Genomic DNA, 21,795 nt, shown 5'->3' with positions numbered 1-21,795 from the left:
TCGATGGAAGGTGGGAGTCGACAGTGGACGTATCAGACAATCCTGAGATGGCAGTGTGTCTCGATGACTGCCGAGAAAGCGACTCAGGAATTCTAGCCCCTTTCGCGCGTCTGCCAGTGCTCACGATCGCGGGCGCGGCCGCGGCAGCTCTGCTGGCGGTGAGCGGCCGATTCGGATACTTCGGCGACGAACTCTACTTCCTTGCCTCCGGAAAATATCACCCGGCCTGGGGATACGAGGACAACCCATGGCTGCTTCCGCAGCTCGCCAGACTCCTTGAACTCATGTTTCCGGGCTCGGTGGCCGGCATGCGGCTGCTGCCCATGCTACTGACAACTATCGGGGTTGTGCTTTGCGCACTAATCGCCCGCGAATTCGGAGGCGCGGCACGCGCACAGACCACGGCCGCGGCGGCGTACGCGCTCTCATTTCAGCTTCTCGCGTCTGGTCATCTTCTGGCCACCTCTACGGTGGATCCGTTCTGCTGGGTGCTGGTCAGCTGGCTCGTGGTGCGCTGGGTGCGAATCCGAGACGACAGGCTCCTGTTGTATGCCGGAATCGTCACGGCAATCGCGATGCAGGCCAAGTTCCTTATCTGCTTCTTCTGGCTCGGGCTGGCGGCCGGTGCCCTCATTGCCGGTCCTCGCGAACTGCTGCGCCGTCCTCTGCTTTGGGCTGGTGGCGCGATTACCGTGCTACTCACAGTGCCAACCATCATCTGGCAGGCTGACAACGATTGGCCGTACCTGCTAATGCGTCAGGTGGTCTTTGAGCAGGACCAGCGGCTACTTGGCGGTCCGTTGGCCATGGTGCCTCTCGCCGTGTTGATGGCAGGCTTACTTGCAGGGGCCTTCCTGGCTTGCCACGGGTTCTATTGCTTACTGCGCGCTCCAGAGCTCCGTGAGTATCGGTTGCTCGGCTGGGCGTGCGTCGTCGTGCCCCTGGTGCTGGCGGTCTCCGCCGACCGCTACTACTACCTCGCGGGGCTGTACGCGGTGCTGTTCGCCGCTTCGGCGGCACGTATCGAGCGTTGCCCTCCAGCACGCTGGTGGCGCTGGGTTCCCACCTGGCCGGTGTTCGCATTGTCTGCCCCGTTGGCAATCTACTTCAGCCTGCCGGTCCGACCGGCCGACGGGCTTACGGGCGTCACCCTTGTGGACTTCGTCTCCAGCGGCAGCTACGGCTGGCCCCAGCTCGCAGAGACCACGGCGAGCGCATACCGTCGCCTGCCGCCCGATCTTCGCGCGCACACCGCTGTGATAGGCGACTCCTACTGGCAGGCCAGCGCGCTCGATGTATACGGCCGCGCCGACGGCCTGCCGGCGGCCTACGGGCCCGAACGCGGTTACTGGTATGCCCGGCGCCCGCCCGCGACCACGCGCCAGGTGCTGTACGTTGGCGGCGACGGCCGCTGGATCGGCGAGTTCTTCAACTCGGTACGCCGTGTGGACACCATCCATCTCGCCCACGGGAGCTCCGAACTCGCCAACCAGGACGTCCCCGTATGGCTGTGTGCCGAGCCCCGCGCCCCTTTGAACAGGCTGTGGGATCGGATACACCGACCATGACAACGCGGCGCAGTGATTGAACGACCCAGGCCGGACCTTCCCGGTTGGATCATGGAGTGACGTCGGTGGAGCACGGCGCGCGGTGGCACTTCTGAACTGGCGCCTTGGATGTACAACCTGCTCCACTCCGGCTCCTTCTAACCCTGAGTGATGTCTTCATCACGGGGTGGGCTCAGCCTGTCGCTTTCACGGTCGCGCCCACATGTCTGTCCCCAGCCGCGGTTGCCAGCTTCGTCACCCCCTCGGTTCGCCGACAAAAGGCGACGTGACGGCCTCAGAGGCTGAGCCCAGCCTGCCAGCCGCCCGGAGGCTAGGTCCGTTAACCGTGCGTGGCGGACATCCTCCCGCACCAACGCCGACTCCCCCAGCCCGATCGAGAGAGAAGAACCATTGTGGCCATCATGCCGCGTCCGACTCGGGGCCTAGCCTCAGCACTCGCCCTGGCGCTCACGCTAATTGTCTGGTTCGCAGCCGCACCCACCTCATCGGCCAGCTCTCCAGGTAGTGCATATCCGGCCGCAGTGAATATTCCGACCCCACCGCCACTGCAGGTGCCGACATCCCCATCAACCATGAAATCGATCTCGGTTACGCCTCCCTCTGGTCAGGCTGACGACGGCTCGTACATTCAGTCCGAGGATTGGCTCGACCGGCGCATGGCCGACATCGACATCAGCTCCACCGCAGTCGGCGGAGTGGTCCCGACTCGGATCATTGTTCCAGCCCGCTGGACCACCGACCCAGGAGGCGAAACGTGGCCCGTCCTCTACCTGCTGCACGGCGGCAATGACGATTACACCTCCTGGACCCGGGAAACCGATATTGAATCCTTCGTCTCCGCCAAGAACGTCATTGTCGTCATGCCTGATAGCAGCCGCACCGGCCTGCCGACCCGCTGGTGGAACAACGGTTGGAACAAGCCCGACTATGAGACCTTCGAAGCCGTGGAGCTCATGCAACTGCTGGAACGCAACTACCATGCAGACTCAACACGCGCTGTGGCCGGCGTGTCCGCCGGCGGCTACGGCGCCATGATCCTGGCCGCTCACTTCCCACGGACTTTTACCGCGGCGGCATCCTACAGCGGGATCGTTAACACGACTGATCCCGGCACATCCATGATGATGGGCCTGACACAGTCCTGGCAGGGAATCAACCCGAACCAGGTGTGGGGAAATCCGAATGATAGTTCCGCTGCTAGAGTATGGATTAGGAACAATCCTTACGCGCAAGCGGCGAACCTTCGCGGAACTTCGATTTTCCTATCTTGTGGTGATGATTCCGTAGGGGGCGGTGGGTTCACAATGGAAAGGCTAGGGAAGTTGTTGGAGGGCGCGATGCTGCGACCGCAGAACATCGCGTTCGCTAATCGGCTCACCATGCTCGGCATCCCAGTGTTAACCGACTTCTACGCCGGCGGCTCGCATGACTGGTCGTCTTGGAGAGACACTTTCGTCGCTTCCTGGCCGATGCTCGCCGCCAGCCTCCGTCTGCCCTCCTAGCTCGGCTTTCGCTGCTTTCGCAAGCCTGATGAGGTCAGGCTGCCAAGTCCAGTCCTACTTGGGCCCGGGCGTGTTGACCACCGCCGCCTGGCGGCATCGGTCAACGATCACGGGAATGCCGATCGGACGCTGCTTGGTGCTGCCGCGCTTGGGGATGAACACCCGCCGGACCGGACGGCCCGTCGTCGACGCCGTCTGGTGTTGGACCTGCTCGGCCAGTCCAGTCTTGCCGATGGGGTCCTTCACCACGACGCCGTCGACGCCCGCCGTCTTGCGCCCGGCGTTGACGTCCGTGACCCGCCGCACGCTCAGCAGAGCGTTCGCACGGGACCGTAGTATCAACTTCTGCAAGTTCCGGACCTTCTCCAGGTCCCCTTCCCGCGACGCCATGAAGATCCGCTGCCGCAGACGCCGTACGCTGTCCTCGACGGTCTGCCAACCCACCGTCAGCCAGTCGAGTACCTCGCCCTCGGGTCCGTTCGCCTCGGCGACGGCGGACGCGACGACCTGCGTCGCGTTCGGCATCACGTCGGCGTCCAACTCGTCGCTCGGTTCCGGCATCGGTGATCGCTTGTCCTTCACAGGCTCACCCGGCCCACGTCATTTTCGGGTCCGGACGGCGAGCCCGGTATCCGGCCGGTTATGCGAGGCCGCCAGCAGAGGGGCTGGCCTTGCGGTCTCGGTTTCCCGCTGCCTTTCGGCCGCCGGCGTTGGCTTCATGGGCCGTCCTGTCCCGCTGGGTAATGCGGCCTTCCTCGCGGTCGGCTTGCCAGGGCCGTGATTCAGTCCTGGACCCCATCTGGGTTTCCACGTTGCACACGTATGAGATCCGGCTGGGGTGGGTGCCCCCTATACCCCGGGGACGGCGGTGTCCTTGCGGCCGGAAGAACCCGTTCCAGCCGCCGCCTGCCGCTTCACAACGGCCAGTCCCTCTACCCCCGCCCGAACAGGTCCATCTACGGAGGGTACTTCGTAACGAGGCGTCATCGTTTTCCGAGGGCCGGTGGCGGTTTCGTCCGTGACGCGACGCACTGGGCGGCCCAGGCGGCGGTCGGATGCCGGGGGATGCCGAGAAGGTGGACCCGACGCGTGCGGTGCTCGATGACGAACGCGACGTAGAGCCTGGTGAGGGTGACCGCGCAATCGATATGGAAGAAGTCTGTGACCAGCGGGGTCTGGGCCTGAGCCTGCAGGAATGTGCGCCAAGAGTCGTCGCGGTGTTTCGGTGGCGGGATCCGGTGGCTGCGCAGGACCTTGCTGATCGTGGCCGCAGCAACGCAACAGCGTGCCCGTGGTGATGATCCGGTGGCCGCGCAGTGTCTTGGGCAGGAGCTTGGACAGCGCCGCGAGCACCGCCCGGTTGCTCCAGGTGAGCCTCGGCTTCGGGTTGGTCCGGCGCAGCACCGCTACTTCCTGGCGCAACACCAGTGTCTCGGCGTTCTTCGACGCCTGCGATCGGGCCAGCAGCGCCAGCCAGGACAGGCGGTTCACGAGGATCCGGTAGAGCAGACCGACGGCCTCAGACCCCGATAGTGCCACGTGATCACCCGAGGTCAGGCCGGTTGGCCGCCGTCTTGCGGATACCCCGTGAGGAACACATACCGAATCGAACGTTCATTAGGCCTCTGAGATCTTACCCCTTGAAGCCCCGTAGGTGGCGTGGAGTTCGGCCCGAGAGCGAATCAATGTAGCGCCCACAACGAATTCAGGCACCGCCGCAACAGGCGCCCCCTTCTACACTAGGGAGCCAGTCTGATACGCAGTAGCCTGAGACACGACATCAATGATGTCCATTTGATAGGCGTCGCATCCGTTCGCCGGTCCCACGGAATGCTGGCCAATACCCTGTCGGAACTCAAAGAGGATCACCGATCTCTCCAGGTCGGAGCAGGGTCGCAGCCCACGAGGCTGGCGAGCTCCGCTCGACGGGCTCAGCGCCGGACGGGCGCTGCTGGCTTGCGCCGCTGAGGCAGCGTATACATCCCCAATATGAGTGACGTCGATCTCTTCGATGTTCACGACTAGTGCCACATTGGGTATTCCCGTAGTGCAGCCACATATCAGCCGGTATTCGAAGCCGGCTGGTGCTGGTGACTCGCGCTGCGTCTTTGGGGGGTGTCATGTGAACAATTCGCATGCTCTCCGGCCCTACAGGGGTCTCCATCCTAAACGCAGGGTTCGACGCCGTACCGACCGCTTGTCCTGCCCGCGCAGCAGGGGATGCGGGCCCGGAAGCCGACAGGGCCATGTCAGCCTCCAGCAAACACGTCCAAGGGCAGCAGCTGGCGTCCAAACTCCACCAAATCAACCGTTCAAAGTAAAAGGAAACACTCATGCCTATTTCTCCGAACCAGGGACCCACCGGCGGCGGGAACGCCGTCACTATCACCGGCACCAACCTCGCCGGCGCGACCGCCGTCAAGTTCGGCACCAAGTCCGCCACCATCACCGCCAACACCCCCACCTCGGTCACCGCCACCGCCCCGTCCGGCGCCGGGACCGTGGGCGTCACCGTGACCACCGGTGGCGGGACCAGCAATCCGCTGTCGTACTTCTACGTGGGGGCACCGTTCAAGGCGACGCTGAGCAACGACTCCGGACCGACGGCCGGCGGCAACACCATCACCCTGTCCGGCACCGGCCTGTCCACCGCCTCCAGCGTGGCCTTCGGTGCCAACAGCGCCACGCCCACCGTGGTCTCCGACAGCCTGATCAGCGTCACGGTGCCCGCCGGCGCGGCGGCCGGATCGGTCGGCATCACGGTCCACACGGCCGGCGGCGCCAGCAACGGCCTGTCCTACACCTACGTGGACGCCCCCACGGCCACCTCCGTCACCCCGAGTTCCGGTCCGACCTCCGGCGGCACCGGAACGACAGTCGCCGGCACCGGCCTGACCACCACCGCCTCCGTCACCGTCGGCGGCGCCGTCGCGCCGTTCTCGGTCATCAGCGACACCGAACTGTCCGTCGTCACCCCGCCCGGGACCGCGGGGGCGGCCGACGTCACGGTCAGCACCGCGGGCGGCTCCGCCACTCTCACCGGCGGCTTCACCTACGTGGCCGGCCCCGGCATCTGATACACCACCGCAGCCCGGCAAACCAGCCGGGCTGCGGCCCACCTAACCCCTGCGGGGCAGACGCCGCATCGGCCTCTGCCCCGCAGGAAACCACCCGTACCACCATTCCCGCCGCTGAGGACCCGCGAGGAGAACGTGTTGAACACCCCAGACCCCACTGCCTTAAAGAATAGGGATGATTTGAGGGTCGGACGTGGACGAAACCGGCACGACGATGGCGGAATCAGCGGACAACGAAGCTCCCGGTATGCGCGTGGCGTCCAGACAACCCAGCACCTCCGACTCTAGCCGCCGGTAGCCGGGGTGGAGTCGCGGCGTCGACTCCGCCCCGTTCACACGCTCGGGGAGGCGACCAGTTGGTAGGACGCGGCGTTGCTGACGCCGCCCGGCGTGGTCGCCGTGACGGTGACGGAGCCGGGGGTGCCGCCTGGGCTGGTGGCCACGATTTCGCTGTCTGAGATGGCGACGAAGGGCGCTGCGGTTCCGCCGATCAGGACGGATGTGGTCAGGCCGAAATGGCTTCCGCTGATGGTGACCGCGTTTCCTCCATTCGCCGGCCCCTGAGTCGGGGTGAGGGTGGTGATGACCGGGACCGCGACATAGGTGTAGTAAGGGCTGCCCACCCCAGGCAGGCTCGTGCCGCCCGGCGTGGTCACCGTGACAGCCACAGTCCCGGAACCGCTGGGGGCTTGGACTGTGAGCTGATTGTCCGAGACGACCACGAGGCCGGTTGCCGCAGCGGTGCCGAAAGGACAGCCGTGGCGAGCGTCAGGTTGGTGCCGGTGATGGTGACGGTGTTGCCGCCGGCGAGCGGCCCCATCGAGGGGGAGATACTGGCGACGGTCGGCGGCGGGACGTAGAAGTACAACACCCCGTTGCTGGTGCCTCCCGGGGTGATGACCGTGACGGCGACCGGCGCCACGGGCGCGGCAGATGCGGCGGCGGTGATCTGTGTGGCACTGACCACCGTAAACGCCGCAGGCACCGAACCGAACAACACGCTGGTGGCACCGGTGAAACCGGTCCCTGTGATCGTGACCGTGTTGCCACCCGTGCTGGGGCCCTGCATCGGACTGAGACTGCTGATCGTCGGCGCCAGGACATAGGTGTAGGTGACGGCATTGCTCGTGCCGCCTGGGGTAGTGACCGTCACCGACACCGATCCGGTGCCGGCGGGAGCTGTCGCGGTGATCTGTGTGGCACTGACCACCGTGAACGCCGCCGTCGCCGAACCGAACTTCACCGCAGTCGCACCCGTGAAACCGGTTCCCGTGATCGTGACGGCCGTACCCCCGGCCGGGGAGCCTTGGACCGGGCTGATGCTCCTGATGACTGGCGCCATGATGCGATTCCTTCCTTCCGGTGGCTCTCATCGTGCCGGGCTCCGGCGGGCGGCCTGCGGGGGTTCGTGAAGACACTGTGATGGAACGGATCGGTCTCAATACTTTCAGTTATCTGCGCAGATCGCGGGGCTGCAAGGGCATTGATGCGATACCACCCTTTCGTGTCTGCCGAGCCGCTTCCGGGCTCCGCGACCGGCCCGTGCCCGGCCACGCATGATGCGCCACAAGAGCCCTGATCCCGCAGTGCGCCTGCCGAATAGCTCGTCCACGCAGGTCAACCGGTATGGGGCTGTCATGTCGGTGGTGGGCCCGGTATCGGCTTACCCGCTGTGATCTGGACAGGGACTCGGGCATGATGGCCATCGCCCCCCCCGAGGACCGGGCGTTCCTTGCGGCACTGCTCAAGCCCCTGCCCCGTGACTCACTTCGCCGGCTGCATCTGATCGTCAATCCGGACACGGTGTTGCGATGGCACCGCGATCTGATGCGCCGGCGCCATGCGAACACTTGCCGGCCCCGGCGAACCGGACGCCCGCGAACAGTGGCCTCGATCCGGCGGCTGGTGCTGCGTCTGGTTCGGGAGAACCGGAGTTGGGGTTATCGCCGGTGCCCGGTGAGCTGGCCACCTTGGGCATCAAGATCGCCGCCTCGACCGTTTGGGAGATCCTCAAAGATGAGGGCTTCAACCCGGCACCGGAGCGTACCGCCACCACTTGGGCCGATTTCCTGCGCAGTCAGGCCGACGCGTTGCTGGCGTGTGACTTCATCGAGACGGTCACGCTGACCGGGCAGCGCCAGTACATCCTGGCCGTCATCGAGCATGCCACCCGGCGGGTGCGCGTGTTGGGCTCCACGGCCCATCCCACCGCTGCCTGAGTCACCCAGGCGGTAAGGAACTTGGCCATGGACCTGGAAGACGCGGGAGCCACAGTCAAGTACCTGATCCGGGACCGGGACGCGGAGTTCCCGTCGCTGTTCGACGAGATCCTCGTACAGGTGGGGATCCAGGTCGTGCTCAGTGGGATCCGCATGCCGCGGATGAACTCCGTCATGGAGCGGTGGGTGCAGACCTGCCGCCGCGAGTTGCTGGACCGCACCTTGATCTGGAACCAGCGTCACCTGCTGCACGCCCTGCGCGAATACGAGACGCACTACAACTGCTACCGCGCTCACCAAGCAATAGGGCAGGCCGCGCCACTGCGTGCAGTGCCCGCACCGATCACCGGCCCACTCCACATCACCGACCGCGACATCCGCCGACACGATTGACTCGGTGGCATCATCCACGAGTACCAATACGCAGCCTGACCTGCCTGGACGATATTATCGGGCCCGTTGGCCGAGTTTCTGACCAGGGCAGGTGCCTCGACGATCTCACCGTGGCTTGTTCTCAGGGGTTCGGAGGCCGCCGGTCGTGGTGGCGAGTCTACCGCCGTCCTACTGAGTCGTCTTGCGCGTTGTCGAGGTCGGCGCCTTCGGCGACCATACGGGCCACCTCAGAAAGCCGCTGGTTGTGGTTGCGGGCGTGCGTGCGCAGAACGGTGAAGGCCTTGTCGACGTGGATCTGCATCCGTTCGGCGAGGACGCCTTTGGCCTGCTCGATGACGATCCTGCTGGTCAGGGCGTGTTGCAGCTGGGACGTCGTCGCGGCGCCGCGGGCGGCGGCGCGCTGGTGCAGGATCCCGATCGTGGCGGCCTCGGCCAGCGACCGGCCCAGATCGAGCTCGGGGTCGGGGAGCGGGTCGGGGATGTCGGCGAAGAGGTTGAGCGCGCCGATGACGGCGTGCCGGTTTTGGAGCGGCAGCGCGTGGGTGATGGCGTAGCCGTTGTCACGGGCTCGGGCTGCGAAGGCCGGCCAGACGGTGGCGTCCGCGTCCAGGGTCGCGTTGGTGACCAGGGTGCCGCTGCGGTAGCAGTCCAGGCACGGTCCCTCGTCGTTCTGCGCCTCGAACAGTTCCAGCAGCCCGGTGACCTCGTCGGAGGCCGCCATGGGGTGCAGTTGCCCGCGGTGGTCGGCCAGCAGCACCCCTGCTGCGGTGACCGCCAGGAGCTCCACGCAGCTTCTGGTCAGCACGCAGAGGTAGTCGATGATGTCGAAGTCGTCGGCGAGGGTGTCTGTGAGCGCGACGAAGGTGTCTGCGATGCGCTGCTCGCGTCGTGCGGTGGTCGACTTCCCGTCGTGCTCAGGCACTTGTCGGGCCTCCTCCCGGCTTGCCTGAGACAATAGTCGAATTCGCTATCGTCGAGCGTCTCTCGCGCCGAACTGACGTCCCCGTTCGGCGGGTTCGATCGCGTCGGCGGGTGATCCTCGCCCAAGTACGGGCCCGCACGCGCCTCGGCCGCCTTGACAGCGGCCTGCACGGTGCACCCGACCTGGCCGGTGCGACCAGGTCGGGCCCGACGGCTCGCACGATCTACAGCGCCCGTCCGCTAACCTCGGAGACGTGTCCACGACTTCGTCTGCCCTGCATTCGGGTCCGCGCGCGGCGTGCGGCCGTCGGGCGGAGCCGCACTGCGGACGGCGGCTGCGAGGTGCCCGCCGGTGAACGGGGACGTGGTGCAGGATGCGTCCGGGTCCGACGGGTCGGATGAGCGGTACGCGGTGGTCGCGGTGGCGGCTTCGGCCGGCGGTATCACCGCGCTGGGGGTGCTGCTGGGCGCGCTGCCGGTCGGGTTCCCCGTCCCGGTGCTGGTGGTACAGCACCTGGACCCAAGACACGAGACCGTGATCGCTCACGTGCTAGGGCGCAGCACGCAGCTGCCGGTCAAACTCGCCGAAGCAGGCGAGCTCGCCCGCCCCGGCACCATCTACGTCGCCCCTCCGAATCGGCATCTGCTGGTCGGCGCGGCGGGCCTGCTGGCGTTGTCGGACAGCGAGCTGGTCCATTTCGTGCGTCCGTCGGCGGACTTGCTGTTCGAGTCGGTGGCCGGCGCCTACGGCGCGCGGGCGATCGCCTGCGTGCTGACCGGAACCGGCAAAGACGGTTCGATGGGCGTGACCGCGGTCAAGTCCCGCGGCGGCACTGTGATCGCCGAGGACCCGGTGTCGGCGGAGTTCAAAGGCATGCCGCAGGCGGCCGTCGACACCGGTGCGGTCGACTTCGTGCTCCCCCTGGACGAGATCGCCGCGGTCGTCCGCGGTCTGGTCGAGCCGGCAGACCGTTGATCGGGAACGGCGCCGCGCCCGCCCCGGAGCCGGGCGGCGACCTGGAGGAGCTGCTGGTCTTCATCCGCGATGCACGGGGGTTCGACTTCACCGGCTACAAGCGTTCCACCCTGGCCCGGCGGATCCGCAAGCGGATGGCCGACGCCCGCATCGCCGACTACGCCGACTACCAGGACCGGCTGGAGGCCGACGCCGAGGAGTTCCGGGCGCTGTTCAACACGATCCTGATCAACGTCACCAGCTTCTTCCGGGACGCCGAGGCCTGGGCCCACCTGCAGCGGGAGATCCTGCCCGAGCTGATCGCGGCGCGCGGGGCCGACGAAGACATCCGGGTGTGGAGCGCCGGGTGTTCCAGCGGCCAGGAGCCGTACTCCCTGGCGATCCTGTTCGCCGAGGTCCTCGGCGTCGAGGAGTGCGTCAGACGGGTCAAGCTCTACGGCACCGACGTCGACGAGGAGGCCCTGCGCGAGGCGCGCAGCGGCCTGTACACAGCCAAGGCCCTGGAGCCGCTGGCCCCGGAGCTGCGGGACAAGTACTTCGAGCCCAACGGCGCCCAGTTCGCGTTCCGCCCCGATCTGCGCCGCCGGGTCATCTTCGGACGGCACGACATCACCCGGGACGCCCCCATCTCCCGCCTGGACCTGCTGGTCTGCCGCAATACCCTGATGTACTTCAACGCCGAGGCCCAGTCGCAGATCATCGACCGGTTCCACTTCGCCCTGCGCGAAGGCGGCCACCTGTTCCTCGGCAAAGCCGAGATGCTGCTGTCCGACGCCGAGCGCTTCGAAGTCGCCAACATGCGCCAGCGGATCTTCCGGCGCCGCCCGGGCGACGCGGCGACCCCCTATCACCCGGCTCCGCTGAAGATGGACGGCACCACCGGCACCGAGGTCCGGGAGGCCAGCCGCAAGCGGCAGCTGCGCGATCTGACCTTGGAGACGTCGCCGAACGCGACCATCGCCGTGGACCCCGACGGCGCGATCGTCCTGATCAACGCTGCGGCCCGGGCGCAGTTCGGTCTCACCACCTACGACCTGAACCGGCCGTTCCGGGACCTGGAGATCTCCTACCGGCCGATCGAGCTGCGCTCGCTGATCGAACAGGCCGAGACCGAGCGACACGCGGTCCGGGTCCCCGCCGCCGAGCGGCAGCTGCACGACGGCGACACCCAATTCCTGGACATCGTCATCCAGCCGATGTCCGCCGCCGACGGCCAGCCGGTCGGCGTCGCGGTGACGTTCCTGGACACCACGATCGCGACAAGGCTGCACAACGAGCTCGCCCGCACCCGGGGGGACCTGGAGGCGGCCTACGACGCGCTGCAGTCCACGAATGAGGAGCTGGAGACCACCAACGAGGAACTCCAGTCCAGCATCGAGGAGCTGGAGACCACCAACGAGGAACTCCAGTCGACGAACGAGGAGCTGGAGACCACCAACGAGGAACTCCAGTCCGGCAACGAAGAACTGGAGACCATGAACGAGGAGATGCGGATCCGCTCCAGCGAACTGGACGAGGCCCGCAGCTTCCTGGAGGGCGTGCTGTCCAGCATCGCCGCCGGCGTCGTGGTACTGGATGCGGACCTGCGGGTGCGCAGCTGGAACCGGGGCGCGGAAGACCTGTGGGGGCTGCGCAGCCGCGAGGTCCACCTGCAGCCGTTCTTCACCCTGGACTTCGGCCTGCCGACCGACGAGGTCCGCAAAGTCGTCGCAGCCTGCCAGGCGACCGGCGCCCGGTCCGGGCCGGCGGACGTCGCCGCCGTAAACCGCATCGGCCGCACCATCCTGTGCTCGATCGCCTGCTCGCCGATGGACGGCGGCGGCGTCGTCCTGCTGATGGAGGACACCGGTCGCGGCTGACACGGCAGATATGGCTCTTGTCGCTTTTGGCTTTGGCCGCCGCGGGCGTCGGCGTATCCTGCGAACATGCCCCTGCCGCCTGAATCCGGCCGGGAACTCGACCAAGCACTGCAACACGCGGCAGTCGAGCACCGGCGAGCAGCCCGCGCCGCTGAGATCGCCACCCGGCACGAGGCACAGATGCTGACGGCCGCGGAAGGTATGCGGGCGTTCCACGCACGTATGGTGGTCATGCACCGGCAGGTGGAGCAACAGCATCGAACCGCGGCCCGGATCCACACCGCCCACGCCGACCGGCTGCGCCGGTGGACCGAGGGAACCGCCGATCCGCAGCAAGTCCAACCCGGGTTCATGGCGGCCGTCGCCGAGACCCTCGGCGCGTCGGGCGCAGCGCTCACCCTGTTCGGGCCCGATGATGCCGAGACCCCTGCGGCGGCCTCGAACCCGGCCAGCAGGACCGCCCAGCGTCTGGAGTTCACCCTCGGCCAGGGGCCGGCCCGTGAAACAGTCCATCTGCGCCGCCCGGTCACCGCGGCCGGGAAGCAGATGGCGCAGGCATGGCCCATCTACGGTCCCGCCGTGGAGAAACTGGGCATCCGTGCGGTCGCGGCCGTCCCCGTGACCACGGTCGGCGCCCCCCTCGGAGCCCTCACGGTCTTCGACCCGCCGATGGCCCACGGCCCGGACCTGGAGACCTTCCTAGCGGCCGCGGACACTCTGGCCGCGTCGCTGCTCACACCGTGGGGCGCACCCGGAAATGAGGAACCCATCGGCTGGCCGCCGCTTCTTGACCAGCACGATTCGTGGGCCGTGGTGCATCAGGCCGTCGGCATGGTGTCAGTGCAGTGTCGCTGCGGCACCGCGGATGCCCTCGCCCTGATCAGAGCGCACGCCTTCGCCGAGAACCGGCCAGTAGACGAAGTCGCAGCCGACATCGTCGACCGCACCCTGTGCCTACCCTGAGGAAAACAACAGACCGCCCTCGGCATGCCGTGAGTCCGGTCTGTGGGTGCCGATTATTTCGTCCACGCAGGTCAGGCTGCATGCTCGTACTCGTGCAGGATGCCTGTGGGACCTGTCCTTGCCGAAAAATTCTTCCATGCTGGTCAGGCGGCTGGTCGGTATTCGTTGATGACGCCACCCGCGAGGTGGGTTCGTCGGATACGGAAGGCGTCGAGGTCGGTGATGTTCGGCGGCAGCGGCTTGAGCGGGGCGGGCCCGGACAAGCTCATGTGCGGCCGGTGGCTGTTGTGGTGGAACTCGTAGTCGTGCAGGATCTGGCGCAGATGTTCGTGGTGCCAGACTGGGGTGCGGTAAAGGAGTTCCCGGCGGACCGAGCCGATCCAGCGCTCCATGATCGCGTTCATACGCGGGGTCCGCACGTTGCACAGCACGGTACGGATGCCTGCATCGGCCAGGACAGAGTCGAAGGCTTCGGTGAAGTTGGAGCCGCGGTCGCGGATCAGGAACTTCACCGTGGTCGCGGCGTCTTCAAGGTCCATAACCGGATCGCGTGCCATCGGTGTGGTCCACTGGCCGGTCGGATGGAGCGTGCTGCCGAGGATGCGGATCCGACGGGTGGCATGCTCGATGGCAGCCAGGACGTAGACCTTTGCGCCGTCCATGAGGTCGGCGGTGAAGAAGTCGGCGGCGATGATCCCTTCGGCTTGGGACCGCAGGAAGCTCGCCCAAGTCACCGAACCGCGTCGTGGGGCGGGTTCGACGCCGGCGTCCTTGATGATCTCCCAAACGGTGGAGGCGGCGACGTGCACGCCGAGGCCGGCCAACTCGCCGTGGATACGCCGGTAGCCCCAGGCCGGATTCTGGCGTGCCATGCGCAGAACCAGGGTCTTGATGTTCCGGTGCGTGGCCGGACGGCCGTTCTTCGGGCGGGACTTCTTCGTCCAGCGGCTCCGCAGCAGGTCGCGGTGCCAGCGCAGGATGGTGGCTCTTCAATCTTGACCGTGGCATCAGGGCCTTGATGAATACGCAACGCCCGTGACCTTCTGTGATCATCCGAGATGCGAAGCAAGGATAGTCGGCGAAGGGTCACGGGCTTGAACGACGATACGGCAACGCTGCTGCTTGGGCTGGACGGGGTGAAGGTCGTCTCGGCCGAGATGGACGAGACCGGGATTCCGATGCTGGCGCTGGTCACGGCGTGTGATGCAGCGCGGTGTTGCCCAGAATGCGGAGTCCGTTCGTCGCGGTCGCTGGGCCTGGTGACCACCAGGCCCCGGGATCTGCCGCTGGCCGGTCGGCCGACGCAGTTGCGGTGGACGAAGCGCCGGTGGGCCTGCGAGAACTCCCGGTGCCCTCGCCGGTCGTTCACCGAGGCGCTGCCGACGATCCCGGCAAGGACCCGATTGACCAGCCGTCTTCGCGCGTCAGCCGGGTCCGCGGTGGCAGATGGCGGTCGCACGGTGATCCAGTCCGCGCGAGATCACGAGGTCTCCTGGCCAGTGGTGCAGGCCGCGTTCGCTGTTGCCGCCGAGGCGGCGCTGCCGAAGACGGTCCCGGCCGTAGAGCATCTGGGCATTGATGAGACCCGCCGCGGCAAGGCGAAGTTCCGCCTGGTGGCAGGCCCGGACGGCGGCGAGGTCTGGGAAGTGCTGGCCGACCGGTGGCATGTCGGCTTTTGCGACCTGTCCGGCGGAGCCGGGCTCCTGGGACAGGTCGAGGGCCGCACCGCGGCCAGCGTCAGCGCCTGGATTGAGAATCAGAGCCAGCAGTGGCGGGCCGGGGTGCGGGTCGTGGCGATCGACATGTGCAGCGTGTTCAAGGCCGCCATCCGCGACAGCCTGCCGCACGCCATCTTGGTGGTGGACCGCTTTCATGTCGCCCAGCTGGCGAACACCGCGCTGACCGAGGTCCGTCGCCGGGTCACCGTGCAACAACGCGGCCGACGCGGCCGGAAGGGCAACCGCGAGTGGGAGTTGAGGAACCGGCTGACCCGCTCAGCCGCGCGGATGCACGCCGACCACCTAGATCCGATGGTGGAAGACCTGATGGCGCTGCCGAAGAAGATCGGCGTCCCGATCCTGGCCGCCTGGAATGTGAAGGAGGACCTGATGGACCTCCTCGCGCTGCACGGCACCGGCCCGACCGCGCCATGATCCGCGGGCTGCTCGTCCGCTTCTACGAATCCGCCGCCGCCTCCGGCCTGCCAGAGATGGAACGTCTCGCGAACACCGTTTCCACCTGGTGGCCGCAGATCCTCGTCGCGATCACCACGGGCGTCACCAACGCCGCCTCCGAAGGCGTCAACCGCCTGATCAAGACTGACGCCCGCAGCGCGTTCGGCTACCGCAACCCCGCAAACCAGCGCCTGCGCGCCCGCTGCGCCACCACCCGCCGCGCCCGAGGGCACCTCAGCCGACGCACTAGCGGCCGTCACAGCCAGCCGCGAAGGAACGTGTGAAGAAAAGCGACCCCCGGCACATCCCGGACGCTCGCGCTGCAAGGATCGCGTCATGGCTGAGCCAAGGACGGTTCCTGAAGCGCAAAGCCCAGCAGGGCGGCGCGGCCGAGGCTGTTTCTGGGCGCTGGCGGTCGTCCTGGCGTTGAGCGCAGCCGGCTATGCCACACGTCAGGCGGTGGCGCCATGCTGGCCCGAGGACCCCACGCGAACCGATCCACACTCCTACCACCGCAACGAGTGTTCGTCCGGCTGGACCAATTCGGCAACCGGCACCCTGACAGGGGCTGTGCAGTACTACCGCATCCCACTACCGCCGACGTCCAGCGATGTGCGCTACTACAGCGACGACAACTCATTCAACGGCCCCGACACGCTGTTCTTACGTTTCTCCGTCCCGGCGCCAGACACGGCGACCCTTCTGAAGACGCTTGCCGCTGTGCCGACGGCAAAGACCGCGGACGAGGTGACGGCTGACACCGGCCGACCCCAGTCATTCGTGCAAGGGCTCGGTCCAGACTGGAGCGAGGACTCCACAGAGGGATCCGCGGTCTACCAGTGGGACGGGGCGTCATCCGGCAACATCATCGTCGAGAGACGATCGACAGACACGGTCGTCATCCTTGTCATCGCCCAGAGCATGGGGTAAGCGGCCCCAGAAAGCTGCACCCATCCCAGGACCAGCACGTAGATGATCAGCTACTTGATGCCACACCCAAGATTGATGAGCCAGGATGGTATCCGGGGTAACGAACAGACGTAGTCCAGCGCGGCACGCTTTGGGTGCTAGACCGAGCAGCAGCGCGATGATCGCGCGATCGGCCCAGTCAGGTCGCGGACGTCTTCCTGCCGCGGCGAGTTGGCGCTGCAAGACGGCCAGGACGTAGGCGAAGCGCAGGCACACGAGAACTCACGATCCCACCGCCGGTCAATTGCCGTCACCATGATCTGGATAGGCGGCCGGACCAGCATGGATGAGGTTCTCGGCAAGGACACAGGTCACTCCACTGCTTCAGCTTCTTGCGCATGTCTTCGCCGGCCGCGTCCGAGGCAGGATCCATGTCGGTGATACAGGCCACGCGCACCGGCAGTTCTGCTTTGTCGTTGCGCTGAAAGATACGTGCGTAGCGGAACAGGCCGACGTGGCCGCCGTTGACGATGCTGACGCCGCTGCGGCTGAACGAGTGCCCCGGAGCAGTGGCCGGCGCCGACAGCAGCAGGGCTTTGGCGGGCGATCCACCGCGGTGGCTCGCCCGAGCCGGGTGATGCCGGGCCCGGCCGCGACGATCCAGTCTCCGATGGTCCCTTCGAGCGGGGCGACCGCGCCGCGCGGAAGCTTCAGACCGGCGATACGCGTGCGCGGCGCCGGCCGTCGTCACCGGGTTCGGCCGGGATCTCGAACAGGCGTCCGGAGAGGACGCCGACGAAGACGAGGCCGCCGCCGGCCCAGCGGGCGCCTTCGGCGAATGCGAACCCGCCCTCGGCCCAGATCTCGACCGCCTCGGCGGGGATGGTGCTGATCGCGGGTCTCCGCGGCTCGTTCCTGGTCAGCGGAGGGTGGTGCCGGACGGATGGTCGAGCAGTGCGAGGCTGTCCCGGGTGGGCAGGCCCTCCCAGTCGCCTTCGGCGGCGACGGCGAAGGCGCCGGCGGCCACTGCGCGACGGAGCCGCCGGTCGAGGTCCAGGCCGTCCAGGAGGCCCGACAGATAGCCGGCGACGAAGGCGTCGCCCGCGCCGACCACGTCGACCACGGGCACCTGGTGCGCCTCGGCGTGGGCGCTGGCCGCGGTGGTGAACACGTCGGCCCCGTTGCCGCCGCGAGTGAGCACGAGTTCGCGGGTGCCTTCGGTCAGGAGCGCGTCTACCAGGGCCTTCTCTTCCAGCACGGGATCCGCGCAGACCAGGTGCAGTTCGTCGGCGGAGGCGATCAGGATGTCGGCCAGGCGGGTCAGGGGCAGCAGCGTTTCCCGTGCGCGCTGCGCTGACCACAATCTGGAGCGGTAGTTCACATCCAGGCTGACGGTGATGCCGAGTTCGCGTGCTTCACGGGCCGCGGCCAAGGCGGCTTCGGCACAGGTCGGGCTCAGCGCCGGGGTGATCCCGGTCAGATGCAGAAGGCGGACTCCGGGCGACAAGGCGGGCAGCACGTCCTCGGGGCACAGGGCTGATCCCGCCGACCCGCCACGGTAGTAGGAGACCTGGATCAGGCCGCCTATACGTCTTTCGCGTGCCAGCAGGCCGGTGGGTCGGCCTTCGCCGTCGATGTGGGCGTGGCTGACGTCGACTCCTTCGGCGAGCAGGGTTCGGAGAACCAAGGCGCCGAACTCGTCGTCGCCGACCCGCCCGATCCAGCACGAGCGGTGCCCGAGACGGGCCAGGCCGATGGCGACGGTGGATTCGGCTCCGGCGACGGAGAGGTTCATCGGTGCGCCGAGCCGGACCGGACCGGTGGCGCGCAGCGCCGCCATGGTCTCGCCGATGGTGACGACGTCCGGCGTGGTCACGCGGCCACCGCCTCGGCCATGCGCAGCCGCCAAGCCGCGGCGCGGGCGCGCAGGCCGTCGTGGCCGCCGCCGGACGCGGCATCGCCGATCAGCGGCGAACCGACCCCCACGGCGGCCGCGCCGCCGGCGAGGTAGGCGGCTGCGCCGTCGGCGTCCACTCCGCCGACCGGGACGAACGGCACAGTCGGGAACGGATCCCTCAGCGCCTTGAGATACGGTGGTCCGCCGAGGGAGGCGGGGAAGACCTTGACCGCGGTGGCGCCGTAGGCCAGGGCCCCGATCACCTCGCCGGGTGTCAGGGCGCCGACGAACGTCGGCAGTCCGGGCGGGCCAGCCTCGCGCAGGTCCGGGCCGAGTCCGGGGGTGACCAGGAAGGCGGCTCCGGCGTCGGCGGCTCGCGCCGCGTCGGCCGCTGTGACGACGGTGCCGGCGCCGAGCAGGGCGTCGGGGCCGAGTTCGCGCCGGGCCTGTTCGATCACCCAGAGCGCGTTCGGGGTCGTCAGGGACACCTCGCTGGCGGTCAGTCCCTCCTCGGCGAGGATCAGGATGGTGCGCAAAGCAGCCGTCGGGTCGGAGCCGCGAACGATGGCGAGGGTCCGGTGGGGGAGTGCGGTGACATCCATGGCTTCGTGTCTCTCGGGGATCAGTGTTCGTGGCGGCGGGCCGCGGTGATTTGTAGTGCCCACCGCAGTTCTCCGGTCGGTGGCACGACGGCGGCGTCGTGCGGCCCGGCGTCGGCAAGGTCGAAGACGCTGCCGAGCATGGGCTCGACACCGACGCTGCGATACGGCGCGGAGTGTGGGAAACCGCCCATATTGCGCCATAGTGCGATCGAGACGGGCACATCGGGTTCCGCGTACAAGCGGAGGTTCAGAACGTCGGGACCGTCCGCGACTCCGATCGCGTCGCAACCGACCAGGACCGCGCCGACCGCGGTACCGTCGTCGGGACCGAGGCGGTCCAGGCGCAGTCCGCGGGGTTCGGGCCAGTTGCCGGTGACGTACGGCGCTGAGCTGGGCCAGGTGTCGGTCAGAAGTCCCGCGGCTTCGGGGAACAGGCGGGTCGGTGTGCCCTCGGGCGCGGACAACACAGCTTGCTCAGACAGGTCGAGCAGGGCGTGCGCCGCCCACAGGAACCGGTAGCCGGGTTCGGCGCGCAGTGTGTAGACGAGGTGCAGCGCCGCGGGCCCGGCGATGATCCGGCGGTCCAGCTCGAAGTCAGGACATTGCACCATGGTGCGACCGCTGTGCGCCCGCCAGGGCCGGGACCATGCGTCGCCGTGGTCGGGGAGCCCCCGAATCGTGGGAACGCATTCCTCCACGCCGCCGACGTCGACGAAGGCGTCGCCGGGGCGCACCGTCCGGCGCGCCGGATCGGGGCGCCGCCACAGCCATTCCCTGCCGCCCGCGCGCAGTGACGTCCAGCGCCCGCCGCGCTCGGCGTCGAACTCGACGGCCGGCTGCTGGACGGTCACCATTCTGCGAACGACCCGTCCGCGTGCTGCCAGACGGGGTTGCGCCACCGGTGGCCGACTTCGGCCGCACGGCGCACCGCCGCCTCGTCGATCTCGATGCCCAGCCCCGGCCCGGTGAAGCGCTCGATATGGCCTTCGCGGACGCGCAGCGGCTCGGGGTCGGCCAGGTAGTCGAACATCTCGTTGCCGCGGTTGTAGTGCAATCCCAGGCTCTGTTCCTGGATCAGGAAGTTGGGTGTCGCGAACGCCAGTTGCAGGCTGGCGGCCAGGGCGAGCGGGCCGAGGGGGCAGTGTGGGGCCACGGCCACGTCGTGGGTCTCGGCGGCGGCGGCGATGCGTCGCACCTCCGAGATGCCGCCGGCGTGCGACAGGTCCGGTTGGGCGACCGCTATGCCGGTGGTGAGCACGTCGCGGAAATCCCAGCGGGAGAACAGCCGCTCGCCGACCGCCAGCGGGACGCTGGAGCATTCGACGAGGCTGCGCAGGTCACGCGAGTACTCGGGGAGGACCGGTTCCTCGACGAACAGCGGTTGCAAGGGTTCGAGCATTGGAAGCAGACGGCGTGACATGGCCGTGGACATCCGGCCGTGGAAGTCGACCACGACGTCGCGGTCTGGACCGAGGACCGCGCGGACCGCGGCGACCCGCTCGACGACCGCCTCGGCCTGCGCGGGGGTGTCGATGTGCCGCATCTGGGCGGAGCCGTTCATCTTCACCGCGCTGAACCCGGCCTCGGCCTGGGCGGCGGCCAGTTCGGCCACCTCGGTCGGCCGGTCGCCGCCGATCCAGGCGTAGACGCGGGCGCGGTCCCGCACCGGGCCGCCGAGCAGTTGGTGGACCGGCGCGCCGTAGGCCTTGCCGGCCAGGTCCCACAGCGCCTGGTCGATTCCGGCCACCGCCGAGGACAGCACCGGGCCGCCGCGGTAGAACCCGCCCTTGGTGAGCACCTGCCAGTGGTGCTCGATGCGCAGCGGGTCCTCGCCGACGAGGTAGTCGGCGAGTTCGTGGATCGCGGCGCGGACGGTCTCGGCCCGGCCCTCCACCACCGGCTCGCCCCATCCGGTGATGCCCTCGTCGGTCGCGACGCGCAGGAACAACCACCGGGGGGCGATCAGGAATGTCTCCAGCGATGTGATCTTCATCCGGACTCTTTCGGGTGCGTGCGGGATATCACGGTCCGCAGGTCGGCGGTGGCCTTGGCGAGCAGATCCTCGACGGCTCGCGCTGCCGCGTCGGGGTCCTGGGCGCGTACCGCGTCGAGGACGGAGCGGTGGGCGGGTACGGCGTCATCGGCGTGTTCGGCGCCGTGGACGAACCGGTCGCGCACGCGCAGCCCGGCCTCGATCACGACTTCCATCCGGGTGAGCAGTTCGTTGTTCGCCGCGGCCAGCAGCGCCCGGTGGAACAGCAGGTCGGCTTCGACGTTCGCTTCGACGTCGCCTTCGGCGGCGGCCATCGCCGCCAGCGCCTCCTCCAACGCCGCCAGGTCCTGCTCGGTGCGGCGGGCGGCGGCCAAGCGGGCGCCGGCTGGCTCGACGATGGCGCGGACCTCGGCCAGGTTCTCCAGGAAGCCCTCATCCGGTACGCCCATGCCCTGCCAGCGCAGCAGATCCGCGTCGAGCAGGTTCCAGTCGGCGCGGGGCCTGATGAAGGTGCCGCGTTTCTGCCTGGAGTCGATGAGCCCCTTGGACGCCAGCACTCGAAGCGCTTCGCGGACCACGGTCTTGCTGACGCCGAGTTCGGCCTCGATCTTGTCGGGGTACAGCGACTGGCCTGGGGCGTAGACTCCGCGCACGATGCGCTCGCCGATCGCCTCGACGGCCTGTCCGTGCAGTCCTCGCGCCGTGGTGTTCATGAAGGGCCTTTCGTTCGCGCCGGTTCGCG

At 67.9% G+C, this 21,795-nt stretch carries 19 protein-coding genes and 2 pseudogenes; 10 read left to right on the top strand and 11 right to left on the bottom strand.

Annotation, left to right across the window (positions count from 1 at the left end):
• Positions 1-116 precede the first annotated feature (116 nt).
• Positions 117-1,568 carry an ArnT family glycosyltransferase gene (locus tag ABH926_RS04735; protein WP_370364091.1) on the top strand — a complete coding sequence of 484 codons (1,452 nt, stop codon included), beginning with the start codon at positions 117-119 and terminating at the stop codon, positions 1,566-1,568.
• A 572-nt stretch (positions 1,569-2,140) separates the two neighbouring features.
• Entirely contained in the window at positions 2,141-3,070 is a 930-nt protein-coding gene (locus tag ABH926_RS04730) for an alpha/beta hydrolase (RefSeq protein WP_370364090.1), read from the top strand.
• A 54-nt stretch (positions 3,071-3,124) separates the two neighbouring features.
• On the opposite strand, the gene ABH926_RS04725 is transcribed toward ABH926_RS04730, so the two are convergent.
• Positions 3,125-3,631, bottom strand: a complete 507-nt coding sequence (locus tag ABH926_RS04725) for a reverse transcriptase N-terminal domain-containing protein (protein WP_370364089.1) — start codon at positions 3,629-3,631, stop codon at positions 3,125-3,127.
• A gap of 1,772 nt (positions 3,632-5,403) precedes the next feature.
• Between ABH926_RS04725 and ABH926_RS04720 the strand changes: the two genes are divergently transcribed.
• Complete coding sequence (locus tag ABH926_RS04720) at positions 5,404-6,147, top strand: IPT/TIG domain-containing protein (RefSeq protein WP_370364088.1); 744 nt, start codon at positions 5,404-5,406, stop codon at positions 6,145-6,147.
• Positions 6,148-6,479: 332 nt separating this feature from the next.
• Here ABH926_RS04720 and ABH926_RS04715 read toward each other — a convergent pair whose 3' ends face one another.
• The 3 genes and pseudogenes from ABH926_RS04715 to ABH926_RS04705 form a co-directional block, all read right to left on the bottom strand.
• Positions 6,480-6,770, bottom strand: coding sequence for an IPT/TIG domain-containing protein (locus ABH926_RS04715; RefSeq protein ID WP_370364561.1), 291 nt, complete (start codon positions 6,768-6,770; stop codon positions 6,480-6,482).
• A gap of 29 nt (positions 6,771-6,799) precedes the next feature.
• Positions 6,800-7,306: an IPT/TIG domain-containing protein gene (locus tag ABH926_RS04710; RefSeq protein WP_370364560.1), complete on the bottom strand. Its 507-nt coding sequence runs from the start codon at positions 7,304-7,306 to the stop codon at positions 6,800-6,802.
• A gap of 3 nt (positions 7,307-7,309) precedes the next feature.
• Positions 7,310-7,489 (bottom strand): annotated as a pseudogene (locus tag ABH926_RS04705) (IPT/TIG domain-containing protein); the annotation flags it as partial.
• 353 nt (positions 7,490-7,842) lie between these two features.
• Between ABH926_RS04705 and ABH926_RS04700 the strand changes: the two are divergent.
• Positions 7,843-8,759: pseudogene (locus ABH926_RS04700) on the top strand (integrase core domain-containing protein).
• A 157-nt stretch (positions 8,760-8,916) separates the two neighbouring features.
• On the opposite strand, the gene ABH926_RS04695 reads toward ABH926_RS04700, so the two are convergent.
• Positions 8,917-9,681 (bottom strand): GAF and ANTAR domain-containing protein, encoded by a 765-nt coding sequence (locus tag ABH926_RS04695; RefSeq protein ID WP_370364087.1) that lies wholly within the window; start codon positions 9,679-9,681, stop codon positions 8,917-8,919.
• Between the two features lie 351 nt (positions 9,682-10,032).
• Here ABH926_RS04695 and ABH926_RS04690 point away from each other — a divergent pair, with 351 nt between their 5' ends.
• The 3 genes from ABH926_RS04690 to ABH926_RS04680 all read left to right on the top strand — a co-directional run bounded on the left by ABH926_RS04690 (position 10,033) and on the right by ABH926_RS04680 (position 13,478).
• A complete protein-coding gene (locus ABH926_RS04690) occupies positions 10,033-10,656 on the top strand; it encodes a chemotaxis protein CheB (protein WP_370364086.1) in 624 nt (207 codons plus the stop codon).
• Positions 10,653-12,515, top strand: a complete 1,863-nt coding sequence (locus ABH926_RS04685; protein ID WP_370364085.1) for a CheR family methyltransferase — start codon at positions 10,653-10,655, stop codon at positions 12,513-12,515. The genes ABH926_RS04690 and ABH926_RS04685 overlap by 4 nt, the downstream gene beginning before the upstream one ends.
• 66 nt (positions 12,516-12,581) lie before the next feature.
• Positions 12,582-13,478, top strand: coding sequence for a GAF and ANTAR domain-containing protein (locus ABH926_RS04680; protein ID WP_370364084.1), 897 nt, complete (start codon positions 12,582-12,584; stop codon positions 13,476-13,478).
• A 143-nt stretch (positions 13,479-13,621) separates the two neighbouring features.
• Here the strand turns inward: ABH926_RS04680 and ABH926_RS04675 are convergent, their stop codons facing one another.
• A complete protein-coding gene (locus tag ABH926_RS04675; protein ID WP_370364083.1) occupies positions 13,622-14,302 on the bottom strand; it encodes an integrase core domain-containing protein in 681 nt (226 codons plus the stop codon).
• Between the two features lie 234 nt (positions 14,303-14,536).
• Between ABH926_RS04675 and ABH926_RS04670 the strand changes: the two genes are divergently transcribed.
• Genes ABH926_RS04670 through ABH926_RS04660 form a run of 3 tightly spaced genes read left to right on the top strand, consistent with a single transcriptional unit; the run spans position 14,537 to position 16,582 of the window.
• Positions 14,537-15,631, top strand: coding sequence for an ISL3 family transposase (locus tag ABH926_RS04670; RefSeq protein ID WP_370364082.1), 1,095 nt, complete (start codon positions 14,537-14,539; stop codon positions 15,629-15,631).
• Complete coding sequence (locus tag ABH926_RS04665; protein ID WP_370364081.1) at positions 15,628-15,936, top strand: transposase; 309 nt, start codon at positions 15,628-15,630, stop codon at positions 15,934-15,936. Before ABH926_RS04670 ends, ABH926_RS04665 begins: the two co-directional genes overlap by 4 nt.
• A 52-nt stretch (positions 15,937-15,988) precedes the next feature.
• Positions 15,989-16,582: a hypothetical protein gene (locus ABH926_RS04660; RefSeq protein ID WP_370364080.1), complete on the top strand. Its 594-nt coding sequence runs from the start codon at positions 15,989-15,991 to the stop codon at positions 16,580-16,582.
• Between the two features lie 898 nt (positions 16,583-17,480).
• On the opposite strand, the gene ABH926_RS04655 is transcribed toward ABH926_RS04660, so the two are convergent.
• The 5 genes from ABH926_RS04655 to ABH926_RS04635 are packed head-to-tail and all read right to left on the bottom strand — an operon-like array spanning position 17,481 to position 21,766.
• Positions 17,481-18,437 carry a sugar kinase gene (locus ABH926_RS04655; RefSeq protein WP_370364079.1) on the bottom strand — a complete coding sequence of 319 codons (957 nt, stop codon included), beginning with the start codon at positions 18,435-18,437 and terminating at the stop codon, positions 17,481-17,483.
• Positions 18,434-19,060, bottom strand: a complete 627-nt coding sequence (locus ABH926_RS04650) for a bifunctional 4-hydroxy-2-oxoglutarate aldolase/2-dehydro-3-deoxy-phosphogluconate aldolase (RefSeq protein WP_370364078.1) — start codon at positions 19,058-19,060, stop codon at positions 18,434-18,436. The genes ABH926_RS04655 and ABH926_RS04650 overlap by 4 nt, the downstream gene beginning before the upstream one ends.
• 20 nt (positions 19,061-19,080) lie before the next feature.
• Positions 19,081-19,914: a hypothetical protein gene (locus ABH926_RS04645; protein ID WP_370364077.1), complete on the bottom strand. Its 834-nt coding sequence runs from the start codon at positions 19,912-19,914 to the stop codon at positions 19,081-19,083.
• Positions 19,908-21,053 (bottom strand): galactonate dehydratase, encoded by a 1,146-nt coding sequence (gene dgoD / locus ABH926_RS04640; RefSeq protein ID WP_370364076.1) that lies wholly within the window; start codon positions 21,051-21,053, stop codon positions 19,908-19,910. Before dgoD ends, ABH926_RS04645 begins: the two co-directional genes overlap by 7 nt.
• Complete coding sequence (locus ABH926_RS04635) at positions 21,050-21,766, bottom strand: FadR/GntR family transcriptional regulator (protein ID WP_370364075.1); 717 nt, start codon at positions 21,764-21,766, stop codon at positions 21,050-21,052. Before ABH926_RS04635 ends, dgoD begins: the two co-directional genes overlap by 4 nt.
• Between the last annotated feature and the right edge of the window lie 29 nt (positions 21,767-21,795).

This window comes from Catenulispora sp. GP43 (assembly GCF_041260665.1).
Taxonomy (GTDB): Bacteria; Actinomycetota; Actinomycetes; order Streptomycetales; family Catenulisporaceae; genus Catenulispora.
Note: the sequence above shows the minus strand (reverse complement) of the source record. Positions and strands in the feature narration are given on the sequence as shown.